Origin of the sequence: uncultured Parabacteroides sp. (genome assembly GCF_947855115.1) — a bacterium.
GTDB lineage: Bacteria > Bacteroidota > Bacteroidia > Bacteroidales > Tannerellaceae > Parabacteroides.
This window is the reverse complement of sequence record NZ_CANTZW010000039.1, coordinates 13,385-27,017: the sequence shown is the minus strand read 5'-3', so window position 1 is coordinate 27,017 and position 13,633 is coordinate 13,385. Positions and strand designations below refer to the sequence as shown.

9 protein-coding genes are annotated in these 13,633 nt (G+C 50.7%); 7 read left to right on the top strand and 2 right to left on the bottom strand.

From position 1 onward, the window contains the following. The first annotated feature begins 510 nt into the window (after positions 1 to 510). The 4 genes from ettA to Q0110_RS16920 all read left to right on the top strand — a co-directional run bounded on the left by ettA (position 511) and on the right by Q0110_RS16920 (position 6,790). A complete protein-coding gene (gene ettA, locus Q0110_RS16935; protein WP_297909190.1) occupies positions 511 to 2,199 on the top strand; it encodes an energy-dependent translational throttle protein EttA in 1,689 nt (562 codons plus the stop codon). Between the two features lie 28 nt (positions 2,200 to 2,227). After that, a complete protein-coding gene (locus Q0110_RS16930) occupies positions 2,228 to 2,881 on the top strand; it encodes a DUF1080 domain-containing protein (RefSeq protein ID WP_297909187.1) in 654 nt (217 codons plus the stop codon). A gap of 149 nt (positions 2,882 to 3,030) precedes the next feature. Beyond that, positions 3,031 to 4,311, top strand: coding sequence for a serine hydroxymethyltransferase (gene glyA / locus Q0110_RS16925; RefSeq protein ID WP_297909185.1), 1,281 nt, complete (start codon positions 3,031 to 3,033; stop codon positions 4,309 to 4,311). Between the two features lie 127 nt (positions 4,312 to 4,438). Then, positions 4,439 to 6,790, top strand: a complete 2,352-nt coding sequence (locus Q0110_RS16920; RefSeq protein WP_297909181.1) for a family 20 glycosylhydrolase — start codon at positions 4,439 to 4,441, stop codon at positions 6,788 to 6,790. Between the two features lie 201 nt (positions 6,791 to 6,991). Here the strand turns inward: Q0110_RS16920 and Q0110_RS16915 are convergent, their stop codons facing one another. Then, positions 6,992 to 8,527 (bottom strand): carbon-nitrogen hydrolase family protein, encoded by a 1,536-nt coding sequence (locus Q0110_RS16915; RefSeq protein ID WP_297909178.1) that lies wholly within the window; start codon positions 8,525 to 8,527, stop codon positions 6,992 to 6,994. Between the two features lie 80 nt (positions 8,528 to 8,607). Next, positions 8,608 to 11,079, bottom strand: coding sequence for an alpha-L-arabinofuranosidase C-terminal domain-containing protein (locus tag Q0110_RS16910; protein ID WP_297909175.1), 2,472 nt, complete (start codon positions 11,077 to 11,079; stop codon positions 8,608 to 8,610). Between the two features lie 200 nt (positions 11,080 to 11,279). On the opposite strand from Q0110_RS16910, the gene Q0110_RS16905 reads away from it, so the two are divergent. Genes Q0110_RS16905 through Q0110_RS16895 form a run of 3 tightly spaced genes read left to right on the top strand, consistent with a single transcriptional unit; the run spans position 11,280 to position 13,633 of the window. Next, on the top strand, positions 11,280 to 11,645 hold the full coding sequence (locus tag Q0110_RS16905) for a response regulator (RefSeq protein WP_297909172.1): 366 nt from the start codon (positions 11,280 to 11,282) through the stop codon (positions 11,643 to 11,645). Continuing rightward, on the top strand, positions 11,645 to 12,820 hold the full coding sequence (locus tag Q0110_RS16900; RefSeq protein ID WP_366139698.1) for a sugar transferase: 1,176 nt from the start codon (positions 11,645 to 11,647) through the stop codon (positions 12,818 to 12,820). Before Q0110_RS16905 ends, Q0110_RS16900 begins: the two co-directional genes overlap by 1 nt. A gap of 39 nt (positions 12,821 to 12,859) precedes the next feature. Continuing rightward, complete coding sequence (locus Q0110_RS16895; RefSeq protein WP_297909167.1) at positions 12,860 to 13,633, top strand: TolC family protein; 774 nt, start codon at positions 12,860 to 12,862, stop codon at positions 13,631 to 13,633.

The following is a 13,633-nucleotide window of genomic DNA, read 5'->3' as shown; positions in this document are numbered from 1 at the left end:
GGACCCCAACATTAAAAGTGTTGTGCTCTACCTGCTGAGCTAGCGAATCATCCTGCACATTGTTTTAATGCGAGTGCAAAGATAGGGTGCTTTATTTTATTATGCAAATTTTCAGAAGGCTAAATTTTAGTTTTTCCTGTGGAATAAATACAAAAAACAAAATATAAGCACTTTACATCATGTATATATCATGTAAAAACTGATTATTTTTACCATTTTACCATCAAAAGATAAATACAAAGTATAATCCCGATAACATCATGCAGTCACATGCCATCCCCTACCCTTTAGTATCATTCCGTTAAAGTATAAATTCCAGGAGATCGCACAATTTATCTTACAAGTTTTCTTCACCTTCCTAAATCGTATAATTCCCCATATACCTAAGTCTGGTAATCCATAGATCTTTGATACCTATGATCTTTGTTAATTTGTAAAATAAAAGATATTTACGTAGATTTGTACACCATTATTTTAAGTCAAGGAATCAATTAACACACTAAAAATTATATGGCAGACGATAAGAAGATTATTTTCTCGATGGTAGGCGTGAACAAGATCTTTCCGCCTCAAAAACAGGTTTTAAAAAATATATATCTGTCCTTTTTCTATGGGGCGAAGATCGGTATCATCGGCTTGAATGGTTCCGGTAAATCCACGTTGCTGAAGATTATCGCCGGTATCGATAAGGATTATCAGGGAGAGGTGGTCTTCTCACCCGGGTATTCCGTGGGGTATCTGGAGCAAGACCCTAAGCTGGAGCCGGGCAAGACCGTGAAGGAGATCGTGCAGGAAGGCGTGCAGGAGATCGTGGATACCTTGAAGGAATACGAGGAGGTGAACGAGCGATTCGGCGATCCGGAGGTACTGGAAGACCCGGATAAGATGGATGCCTTGATCAACCGTCAGGCGGAGTTGCAGGACAAGATCGACGCCACCGACGCATGGAACCTCGACAGCCGTCTGGAACGTGCCATGGACGCTTTGCGCTGCCCGCCGGAGGATCAGGTGGTGGATACGTTGTCCGGAGGCGAGCGTCGCCGGGTGGCCCTTTGCCGATTGCTGCTCCAGCAGCCGGACGTATTGCTGCTGGATGAGCCGACCAACCACTTGGACGCCGAGTCGATCGACTGGCTGGAGCAACACCTCCAACAATATGCCGGTACCGTTATCTGCATCACGCACGACCGCTACTTCCTAGACCACGTGGCCGGATGGATCCTTGAGCTGGATCGTGGCGAGGGTATCCCTTGGAAGGGTAATTACTCCTCTTGGCTAGACCAGAAGACGAAGCGTATGGCTCAAGAAGAGAAACAAGCCAGCAAGCGCCGTAAGACCTTGGAGCGTGAGCTGGAATGGATCAATATGGCCCCGAAGGCCCGTCACGCCAAGGGTAAGGCCCGTCTGAACTCGTACGAGGCCCTCTTGAACGAGGACCAGAAGGAGCGTGAGGCTAAGCTGGAGATCTTCATCCCGAACGGCCCTCGCTTGGGCAATAAGGTGATCGAGGCGCAGCATGTGGCGAAGGCGTTCGGCGATAAGCTGCTGTTCGATGATTTGAACTTCATGCTTCCCCCGAACGGTATCGTGGGAGTCATCGGGCCGAACGGTGCCGGTAAGACGACCTTGTTCAAGATGATCATGGGCATGGAAAGCATCGACAAGGGAACCTTCGAGGTGGGCGAGACCGTACAAATAGGTTACGCCGACCAGACCCATAAGGATATAGACCCGAAAAAGACCGTTTACCAAGTCGTATCCGGCGGACAGGAATTCATCCGTATGGGTGGCAAGGAGGTGAACGCACGGGCTTACCTGTCTAAATTCAATTTCGCCGGATCGGATCAAGAGAAGCTATGCGGCGTACTTTCCGGAGGAGAGCGTAACCGCCTGCATCTGGCGCTGACGCTGAAAGCGGACGCTAACGTATTGCTGCTCGACGAGCCTACCAACGATATCGACGTGAACACGCTGCGTGCCTTGGAGGAAGGTCTGGAGAACTTCGCCGGTTGTGCCGTCGTTGTCTCTCACGACCGTTGGTTCTTGGACCGTATCTGTACGCATATCCTGTCGTTCGAGGGCGATTCCAACGTGGTATTCTACGAAGGGACCTATTCCGAGTACGAGGAATACAAGCGGAAAACATTGGGCGACACCGAGCCGAAACGGGTACGCTATCGCAAACTAATCGTTGATTAATCATAAACTATAAATAGAATTTAATGCCATGAAAAAAAGAATGCTATCTTTGGCTGTATTAGCCGCCTCCATCTTCTGTTTCTCCGATGGGGCGAACGCGCAGAAGACCGAGAAACTGTTTAACGGGAAAGACCTGTCTAACTGGAATTTCGTAGTCGATAAAAACTCCGTCCCCGCCGATCAGGTCTATTCCGTACGCGACGGTAAGATCTTCATCACCGGCCAGCCTTTCGGCTATATGTACACCAAGGAGAAATACGGTGACTATAAATTGCACGTGGAATGGCGTTGGCCGAATGGGGATTCCAACGCCAACAGCGGTATCTTCCTGCATATCGTAGACACGAAGAATCCCTTCCCGAACGGGATCGAGTGTAACCTGCAAGCCGGGAGGGCCGGATTGTTCGTATTGCTGGGAGGCTCCGACCTTGTCGAGTACCAGCAACGCCCGGGAGAGGAACGTCCCTTCTTCCCTGTCGTAAAGAACGTGAACCCGTCTAGCGAGAAACCCGCCGGAGAGTGGAACGAGGCGAACATCTTCGTGAAAGACGGCGTCATCACCGTATACATCAACGGCGTGTACCAGAACACCGGAACCAACAAGGTGAAGGAAGGCCATATCGGGCTACAGAGCGAGGGTAAGGAGGTTGAGTTCAGAAACGTAACCCTTACCAAGTGGTAAGCGGAGCCGTTTCCGGCACATCTGTAATATCCGGCGCATCTGTAATAATTAAACGGAATCTTTTAAATAGTATTAAAATAATATAGTACATTCGCGAGGATTCCTTTTCAATGAGGAACATATCATTGCAATAACCAATTTAAGAGGTAATGAAAAGAGACAACATCATTTTTGACATTATCGAGAAGGAGCACCAACGCCAATTGAAAGGCATTGAGTTGATCGCTTCCGAGAACTTTGTCAGCGACCAGGTCATGCAGGCCATGGGAAGCTGTCTGACCAACAAATACGCCGAGGGATATCCCGGCAAGCGTTATTATGGGGGTTGCGAGGTAGTAGACCAAAGCGAGACGATCGCTATCGAACGGTTGAAAAAGCTATTCAACGCCGAATGGGCCAACGTGCAGCCTCACTCCGGGGCGCAGGCCAACGCAGCCGTATTCTTCGCCGTATTGAATCCGGGCGACACGTTCCTCGGGTTGAACCTCTCGCATGGCGGACACCTGTCTCACGGCTCCCCAGTAAATAGCTCCGGCGTTCTCTATCACGCTACCGAATATAATGTAAAGGAAGATACCGGACGGGTGGACTACGACCAGATGGAGGAAGTAGCCCTTCGAGAGAAACCGAAATTGATCGTTGGCGGTGGTTCCGCTTATTCCCGCGACTGGGATTACAAACGTATGCGTGAGATAGCCGACAAGGTAGGCGCCTTATTGATGATCGATATGGCTCACCCGGCAGGCCTGATCGCCGCCGGTTTGCTGAATAACCCGCTGGAGTACGCTCACATCGTGACGTCTACGACGCATAAGACCCTGCGGGGGCCTCGTGGCGGTATCATCCTGCTGGGTAAGGATTTCGAGAATCCTTGGGGCAAGAAGACACCGAAAGGCGAGATCAAGAAGATGTCTCAGTTGCTGGACTCCGCCGTATTCCCGGGTATCCAAGGCGGTCCGCTGGAGCATGTGATCGCCGCCAAGGCCGTAGCCTTCGGAGAGGCTTTGGAGCCGGAATACAAGACGTACCAAGCACAGGTGAAAGCGAACGCCGCCGCCATGGCCGCCGCCTTCATGGACAAAGGGTACAAGATCATCTCCGGCGGTACGGACAACCACAGCATGCTGATCGACCTGCGCACGAAGTTCCCCGACCTGACCGGTAAGGTGGCCGAGAAAGCCTTGGTAGCCGCCGACATCACGGTGAACAAGAACATGGTTCCGTTCGACAGCCGCTCGGCCTTCCAGACCTCCGGTATCCGTGTGGGTACGCCCGCTATCACCACCCGTGGCGCTAAAGAGCCGCTTATGGGCGAGATCGTGGAACTGATCGACACCGTATTGGCCGCTCCCGAATGCGATAAGACCATCGGCGCCGTTCGTGAGAAGGTGAACGATATCATGAAGGAATATCCGATCTTCGCATGGTAACGCGAAAATAACTGAAAATTGAGAATTGAGAATTGAAAATTAGCGACAAGCGGGATTTTCTTTTTCCGATTCTCAATGTTCAAGCGATCAAATAATTTTCAATTTTTCATTTTCAATTTTTAATTCTATGAAAAAGCTCCTTGCTACAATCTGCGCCGGCGCCGCCCTTGGTTTGATGGCCTCGTGCGACAATGCTCCCGGTGAAGTGAAACCTTACAACCAAGGTATCAACATCATCCCGACACCGGTCAGCCTCACGCAGAATGAAGGAAACTTCAAACTAAACAAAAACACGAAGATTTACGCTTCCACCCCGGAGGCGAAAACCGTAGCCGAGTTTTTCGCGGCTAAAATGAACACGGCGACAGGCTACCAGATAGCTACCGCCGACAAAGAGACCTCCGACGGTATCTCGTTGGTTATCGACGGTTCTCTGGACGTAAACGACGAGGGATACACGCTCGACGTAGCCGACAGCGGCGTCCGTATCAAGGCCAAGACCCCTCAAGGTCTTTTCTACGGCATGCAATCGTTCTTGCAACTGCTGCCCGCCGAGATCGAGAGCCCTTCCACCGTGAAAGGTATCGCATGGACCGCCCCGGCCGTATCCATCAAGGACGAGCCTCGTTTCGGTTACCGCGGTATCATGCTAGACCCCTGCCGCCATTTCATCCCGGTAGAGAATATCAAGAAGCAGCTGGACGTATTGGCCTTGTTCAAGATCAACCGCATGCATTGGCACCTGACCGACGACCAAGGATGGCGTATCGAGATCAAGAAGTACCCGAAACTGACCGAGATAGGCTCTAAGCGCATCGATGGCGAGGGTACCGAGTACGGAGGCTTCTATACCCAAGAGGAGGTGAAGGAGGTCGTTAAATACGCCGCGGATCGTTTCATCACGATCGTTCCCGAGATAGAGCTTCCGGGGCACGAGATGGCCGCTATCTCCGCTTATCCCGAGCTGTCTTGCGAAGGTAAGCAGGGTACTCCCCGTATCATCTGGGGCGTGGAAGACATCGTATTATGCGCCGGAAAGGAAGAGCCCTTCCAGTTCTTCGAGGACGTGATCGCCGAGGTAGCTCCCCTATTCCCGGGCGAGTATTTCCATATCGGAGGCGATGAGTGCCCGAAGACGAGCTGGGAGAAATGCCCGCTTTGCCAAGCCCGTATCCGTAAAGAGGGCTTGAAAGATGACAAGGAACATACGGCCGAGGAGAAATTGCAGAGCTATTTCGTACAGCGCATGGAGAAGGTCGTAAACAAGCATGGCAAGAAGATGATCGGATGGGACGAGATCCTAGAGGGCGGTCTGGCACCGTCGGCCACGGTTATGTCTTGGCGAGGTGAGGAAGGCGGTATCGCCGCCGCTAGCATGAACCACGACGTGATCATGACCCCGGGAAGCGAGGGTATGTATATCGACCAGTTCCAAGGCGACTACAAGATCAACCCGGTATCTATCGGCGGATTCACCACGGCGGAGCGGGTCTACAAGTACAACCCCGTCCCCGACACGCTGGCAGCGACCGGTAAGGGACATTTCATCAAGGGCGTACAATGCAACGTATGGAGTGAGTACCTTTATAACACGGACATCATGGAGTACCGTATCTATCCCCGTATCCTAGCCCTCTCCGAGATCGCTTGGAGCCCGCTGGACCGGAAAAATTACAAGGACTTCGAACGCCGCCTGGATAACGCCCAGGTTCGTTTGGACGGACACGGTATCAACTATTATATCCCGCAGCCCGAGCAACCGAACGGTTCTTGCAACTTCGTGGCTTTCACGGATAAGGCTACCATGACATTCACCACGAACCGTCCGATGAAGATGGTCTACACGCTGGATGGCACCGAGCCTACCCCGGAATCTACCATATATACAACTCCTTTCGATATCACCGAGACCACGACCGTGAAGATCGCTTCCGTATTGCCTTCCGGCAAGATGGGCAAACCTCGGACGATCCTCGTGGAGAAGCAAACGCTGGCTCCGGCCAAGGAAGTAGCCAAGACGACCCCGGGCCTCAAGATGGAGGTATTCGATGGCATGTACTTGAGCGTAAGCGATCTGGAGGCCGCCCAGAAGACCGGTAAGAAACAGGTTATCAAGACGACCCGTGAGCTGACCAACCAAGTGCCCGCCCCCGAGTCCATGCGAGGCGTGAAGCAATACGCCGCTATCGCTACCGGCTACGTGAACATCCCGGAGGATGGCGTTTATTACATCTCTTCCGATTTAGAGGAGGTATGGATCGACGGCAAGTTGATGGTCAATAACGGCGGCGAGGTAAAACGTTTCTCCCGTCATGACACCTCCGCGGCCTTGGCGAAGGGCTTGCACGAGATCAAGCTGGTATTCCTCGGACATATCATTGGAGGCTGGCCTTCCAACTGGAACGACGGCAGCGTGCAACTCCGTAAATCGGACGCCGAGAAATTCACGCCGATCACGGCTGAGATGCTAAGTCATTAAGATCATTTCCGAAGGGGGGGAAGCGAGCGATCCTCCCCCGATATAAACCGTAGGGGCGGGATTTGCCCGTCCTCCCGTGTCGTGTATGTGGGAGGACGGACAGATCCCGCCCCTGCTGTATTCTTCCGGTAAATACAATTGTGTTTACCGGCGAATACTACTGTGTTCAACCATGAATACTACTGTGTTCAACCGCGAACACTACTGTTTTTTTACCCTCAACTCATATAAGTCGTGGCGGCGGTCCCGAAGGTTACGCACGCTACCGTACGTATGCAACTCGTTGAGCAAATCAAGATCCACGTCCGACACAAGGATCATCTCCGTATTCGGGGTCGCTTCCGCACGCTTGCCATCGGTCGGGAAAGCGAAGTCGCAAGGCGTGAACACACCCGATTGGGCGTACTGTATATCCATATTATGCACACGAGGCAGGTTGCCCACGCTGCCCGCTATCACCACGAAGCACTCGTTCTCGATCGCCCGGGCCTGGGCACACACACGAACCCGTGAGTAACCGTTTTGCGTATCCGTGAGGAAAGGCACGAAGAGGATCTGCATCCCTTGGTCGGCCATGATACGGGAAAGCTCCGGGAATTCCACGTCATAGCAGATCAGTACGCCGATCCGGGCGCAATCCGTGTCAAACGTCTTCACCATCTTCCCACCCGAGAGTCCCCAGCTCTTCTGCTCGTCCGGGGTGACATGCACCTTCTCGTACATCTCGTAGGAGCCGTCACGACGGATCAGGTACCCCACGTTATACAGTGCCCCGTCCTCCTTCAGCAAAGGCATGCTACCGGTGATGATATTGATATTGTAACTGATGGCGAGGTTCACGAATCGCTCACGGATCTCCTCGGTGTACTGGGCCAGCCCACGGATGCTCTGCGCCTCGCCCAGATGGTTGAACTTGGCCATCAGCGGGGCGTTGAAATACTCGGGGAAAAGAACGAAGTCGCTCTTGTAATCGGACACGGCGTCGACGAAGAACTCCACCTGCTCGAACACGTCGTCCAGTGTCTTGTAAGGCCGCATCTGCCATTGTACGAGGCCGACACGCACGGTTGTCTTCTTATCCACGTAATCCGTCGTAGGCGGCTGGTAATAGATATTATCCCATTGCAGCAGGGTAGCGCAATGCTTCGACTCCTCGTCGTTCGGCAAGTAGTTCATCATCACCCTCCGCACGTGGAAATCGTTGGAGAGCTGGAAAGTGAGCACCGGGTCGTAGATCTGGCGTGAGCGTACCTTCTCGATGTACTCCTTCGGGCGCATATGGTCGGCGTATTTATAATAGTTCGGGATACGTCCGCCGAACATGATCGCCTTCAGGTTCAACTTCTCGCACAGCTCCTTCCGGTACTCGTACATACGGCGGGCCAGCCGGAGGCCCCGGTAGTCCGGATGGATGAACACCTCTATACCATATAATATATTCCCGTTCGGGTTATGCGTGTTGAACGTCTCGTTTCCCGTTACCTTGGCGTAGGTATGATCCCCTTTCACCATGTCATAATCCACGATGATGGAGAGGGCGCATCCCACGATCCGGTCATCCGCCAGCGTCACGACCTGCCCCTCGGGAAATATCCGTATCAACGTCTCGATCTGCTTGCGGGTCCAGAAAACATCCTTGTCGGCGTACACCCTCTTGAAAGATTGCGATAACTGCGTATAGTCCTCAAGCTGCAAGCTCCGGAGCTCTACCTTGTTTATCTTATGCATTGGTTCCATAACACATCTTTTTTGTTAAAGTCGCCGCGAAGTTAGGATAAATACAGATAGAGTGTACCAGCCCCCTTGCCCTATCTGGCCTACTCCATGTATAATTTCAAGACCGTCACGGAATTAGGAGGAAAATTATAGATAAGCGGGCTACCCATCGGGAATACGACAGTCTCGCGGACAGGCGCTACGGCTTCCGGGTTCTCAAACGTATTACGGGCCTCCGGCTCTCCTCTCAATTGGATCAGCTCCACTTCGTTACGGATATTTACCCCCTCGACACGCAAAGAGGTCTTCTCCTCATGGCGGGTCGTATTCACGACTTTCAAGTAAATCACCCGCTTTTCCTTGTCGAGGGTAGCCACGGATACCAACGACGGGATCGGGCTCATATCCACCTCATGCAGCAATACGCCGTCCACATAGCAACGTATGCGCTCATTCTCGCACGTCATGCGAACCGTATACCACCGGTTACTCTCAAAAGGGAACCGTACGGGAGAGACCAAGCTATCCTTCACGCCGCCTACCTGATGGTATAGCTCGCTCGTTCCCGCCCCGATCGTCAGGGTGATATAATCCGCTTGCTCCCCTGTCCGCCCGTTGTCTCGGAGGCGAAGCTGTATCTGCCCGCTACCTTTCGTACGCCGGATGGTAGCCGTATACTCATAGGCGTAGCTCGTAGAGTCGCCGAACAATACATGGTTCCACCGGTTGGCCTCCGGAACCAACGTACCGGCCTCCGGAACCCTCCATCCCCCGCTCAGCACGGAGACGCCCGATACGGGCACGCCATCGATCCGCACGTCCTTGAACTCATAGCTATTGTCAAACATCTCGACACCTGCCCGGCCCGTACGTGCTTGCGGTTTCTCGTAGGTATCCACGATCGTCTTCAGCACCTCATCCCCCCGATGGCGGTTAAACATCTTTAATAAATGATAGGAAGGAGAGACCACCGCCTGATGGGTATTGAAGGATATCAACGGATAGCGCTGGTTCTCGAACCCGGCGTTGCCCAGTACCGGGGCGTACGCCAAGCGGCGTACCATATCCGGGTTCACCTCCGCCCCGACCAGGAAACAGGCCTCGGCCACCGCCGCCCGGAGCGTACCGGCCAAGGGGCGCTCCGTCGTCCCGAACTCCCCGATAAACACCGTCGGTGAACGCCGGGAATACCGGTCGTTATTAAACCTACCGGAGTTCGAGAGGAAGAAATCCTCCCCGGCATAATAATGAGAATCCACCCACTCGCTACGGCCTCGCTTCGTGACAGGCGAACTGCTGATAACGGCAATCTCCGGATAGGCCTCCTTGATCGCCTCGCGGAAGAGCTCAAAGCGCCTGAAATACTCCCCGCCATAGTTCTCGCTACCGATCTCGACATATTTCAAGTTGAAAGGTTCCGGATGCCCGTTCCTCGCACGCAGGGCGCCCAACAAGGAATCCGCCGGGGCGTTCGCGTAGGCGATAGCGTCCAAGGCATCTCCCGTGAGCTTATCCATCGCCGTGATATCCTCGTACCGGGGGCGGCGGCTTTGGCTCGTGATCCCGCTATTGATAACGTATATAGGCTCTGCCCCCATATCCTCGCACATTTGCAAATACTCATGGTAACCCATGCCATTCGTCGTTCCATAAGCCCATACGTTCCAGAAATGCTTACGCTCCGAGATATCGCCCAGCGTCTCCCGCCAGATAGGGTACGTGCCCGCCGTATATCCTTCCACGAAACTACCTCCGGGGAAACGGATAAAACGAGGAGCCAAGGAATCGACCAGCGCCGCCAGATCCGGTCTCAGCCCGTTCTTCCGTCCTTTCCATGTATCCTCCGGGAACAAAGAGACCACATCCAGCCAGAACACGGTGGAAGTATCGGCCGTGATCGTCAAGACAGCGTTCGGCGCGTCCTCCGTAGCCGTGAACGTATGCCTGTATCGTTTCCACTCGTACAGCGGCGCTACCTGAAACACATCGCTCAAGACCGTATTGGCCACGGAATCCTCCAAGGCCACCCGGATGGTCCGGGGCACCATATGCGCTCCCTTGGCGAAAAACGAGAGATGGTATCGCCCCCCTTCGCGGATCGGTATCCCCCGGTATCCATCGGCTATCACGCCTCCCCTGCCCGATTCCCCGGATGCCGACACGGCCACGAGCAACGACCGCCGGTTCTTATCATTGACCAGCTCTTTCATGTCCGGGTATATCTGTGTATTAGGGGCTATTCGCCTCCATCCCGGTACGGAATCTCCCCTCACGAAAGGGATTGTCCAGCCATTCGGGGTAATCAAGACGTTCCGGGCGGCATCGTAAGGGCAGTTCAAAGGCGGTACGCCATCCTCGAAACTCCGGTTCTGGATCAACTCCGCGTATAGCCCCCCATCGATCCCGTGGTTGATCTCCTCAATGGTCAAACCATACAGATCCGGGTTCACGGGAACCGTCAAGCCATCTGCCTCTACGGTTATCGTGGAGATCACCGGTACCTCCGGTTGGCAGGAAGCCAAGCCCATCGCGGCAATAACGCCAACCAATAAACCAATATAACCAAAACTCATACACTCTCTACAGTACATTTCAGAATATCCATATCATTATTACAGGCACAAACTTAATCAAAAAAATCGCATCTCACCCTATATTCAAGGATTGAGCCATTTTCCCGAAAAAATAGTTGAAAAACATATACTTTTTCAATTAAATGTTCTAAATTTGCACACAAGATAAAACAAAAGACGATAATATTATACGACTCTATATGGAGAAATCTGTTCTTTTAGTAGATGACAAGCAAGAAATCGCTAAGATAATCATGCTTTATTTATCAAGCACCTACAAGGTGTTTTATAAAGAAAATCCTTTGAAAGCGATCGCTTGGCTTCAAGAAGGCAATTTACCGGATTTGATTATCTCTGATTTGAATATGCCAGAAATGTCCGGAGAGGAATTCTTGATCTATTTAAAAGCGAACGATATGTTCAGTAATATACCGGTTTTAATCCTGTCGAGCGTAGAAAGTAGCTCAAATAGAATACGCTTGTTTGAGGAAGGTGCGGAAGACTTCATCTTGAAGCCTTTTAATCCAGAGGAACTAAGAGTAAGGGTAAAACGCATTTTAAGATAATGAATTATGTTTTTTTCGGAAATAACATGTCGCTAGCCAACTATTTACGGGAGGCTTTAGACACAGGAGTTATAGAATGCGCAACACTTCTGCAGATGGAAAACGCACTTCTTACTGTAGGGGAGATGGAATATTGCGTATTCATCGAAAAAAAAGATCCTGTATTAAATATCCCCACGATCAAACACTTGCATAAGACATTTCAATATATATACATCGTATTAATCGCCCCGGAAATGACCAGGGAAGAGAAAATAGCCTATTTGCAAGCAGGAACCGACTGTGTTATCTCCGAATCTACATCCAAGGAAGATCTACTTAAACTATTGAGCATCGCCGGGAAATGCAAGAACATGGAAAAAGCACATAACCCCCAAATGAAAGAGCCCAGCCTCGCCATTTTCAAGCTTCCTCTATGGAAAAGGGCCTTCGACATCATTTTCTCATCCATGGCGCTCCTCTGTCTCTCCCCAATCTTTATCATCACGGCGATCTGGATCAAGCTGGAGGACCGAGGCCCCGTTTTCTACAAGTCAAAACGAGTAGGCAGCAATTACAAGGTCTTCGATTTCTACAAGTTCCGTTCCATGTATATGGACGCGGATAAGCGTTTGGCTGAATACAAGAAACTTAATCAATATATGGAATCTATTGATGAAGAGGCTACAGCCTCTTCATCAACTTCCGTGAATTCACGGAAACAAACCTCTTTTTTTAAAGGCGACGGGCAAAATATCATTTTATATTCCGATAATGACGCTACCCCGGAAAACGACTATCTAAAAGAGAAGCGCCACGAACGCTCAAACGCTTTCATCAAATTAGAGAATGATCCCCGTATAACAAAGATCGGCCATATCATCCGGAAATATAGCATCGACGAGCTTCCCCAATTATTCAATATATTAAAAGGAGACATGTCGATAGTAGGTAACCGCCCTCTTCCTATATACGAGGCCGAGCTACTGACTAGCGACGAATACATACAACGTTTCATGGCTCCCGCCGGCCTCACTGGCCTCTGGCAAGTAGAGAAACGGGGCAATTCAGGCAGTATGTCCGCCGAGGAACGTAAACAATTAGACATCAAATACGCTCGTACCTTTTCTTTTTGGATGGATATCAAGATAATACTCAAGACATTCACGGCGTTCGTGCAGAAAGAAGATGTGTAAGCATAAATATTATAATGTACAACCGGTAATATATATTCTATGAAGAAGTTATTTATTATATTATTGATTTTAAATACAACTTTGATTTATAGCCAAAAGAAGACATATTTCGATAAAGCGACGGCTATAGAAGTAACCTCTGGAAATGACTCTATAAAAGCCATGTTAGATGACTACGAGCGTATTCAACTACCTCCCTTGTCTGTCTTTCTAGAGTCTGTATATGAACACCCATCTGTCCGTATCTACGAAGCCAGACGAGATGAGGCAAATGCCGATATGAAAGTCACCAGGAGAGAGTGGCTAAATTATTTTAGACCTTTCGCCCAATACCAATATGGTAGAATCGTTCAATTCGCATCCACAGAGACTATCAGTGACCCCTTAGCTTTCACGAGTTTAGGTAGCAATCAACACTCATATAGTATCGGTATCTCATTATCCATTCCTTTGGGAGATGTTTTTAGCAGAGGACAGAAAATACGGGCAAAGAAAGCTCGTTTCCGTCAATTGGATTATGAATATGAGATATCCATTGAAGAACGTAAGCTAAAAATCCTAGAAGCTTATAACAGCGTATTGCAAGAATTAGCCACGCTAAAAGCCAAATCAGATGCCGCAGCTCTTTATAACGCCCAAATGAAGATATCTGAACAAGATTTCATAAATGGTAGAATAGACATTATAGAGCTTTCCCTTGAACGAGGGAGACGTTCTAACGCTAATATATCTTATCAAGAAGGTCGTGCCAGCTTACATAATGCGGTTACACTTCTTGAGATGCTTACTAACGTAAAAATTATAAATCGATAA

What these genes read in the sequence shown, in the direction of transcription:
- Q0110_RS16930 (WP_297909187.1), top strand. Translation starts at nt 2,228, where the DNA reads ATGAAAAAAAGAATGCTATCTTTGGCTGTATTAGCCGCCTCCATCTTC.
- glyA (WP_297909185.1), top strand. Translation starts at nt 3,031, where the DNA reads ATGAAAAGAGACAACATCATTTTTGACATTATCGAGAAGGAGCACCAA.
- Q0110_RS16910 (WP_297909175.1), bottom strand. Translation starts at nt 11,079, where the DNA reads ATGAGTTTTGGTTATATTGGTTTATTGGTTGGCGTTATTGCCGCGATG.
- ettA (WP_297909190.1), top strand. Translation starts at nt 511, where the DNA reads ATGGCAGACGATAAGAAGATTATTTTCTCGATGGTAGGCGTGAACAAG.
- Q0110_RS16920 (WP_297909181.1), top strand. Translation starts at nt 4,439, where the DNA reads ATGAAAAAGCTCCTTGCTACAATCTGCGCCGGCGCCGCCCTTGGTTTG.
- Q0110_RS16900 (WP_366139698.1), top strand. Translation starts at nt 11,645, where the DNA reads ATGAATTATGTTTTTTTCGGAAATAACATGTCGCTAGCCAACTATTTA.
- Q0110_RS16905 (WP_297909172.1), top strand. Translation starts at nt 11,280, where the DNA reads ATGGAGAAATCTGTTCTTTTAGTAGATGACAAGCAAGAAATCGCTAAG.
- Q0110_RS16915 (WP_297909178.1), bottom strand. Translation starts at nt 8,527, where the DNA reads ATGGAACCAATGCATAAGATAAACAAGGTAGAGCTCCGGAGCTTGCAG.
- Q0110_RS16895 (WP_297909167.1), top strand. Translation starts at nt 12,860, where the DNA reads ATGAAGAAGTTATTTATTATATTATTGATTTTAAATACAACTTTGATT.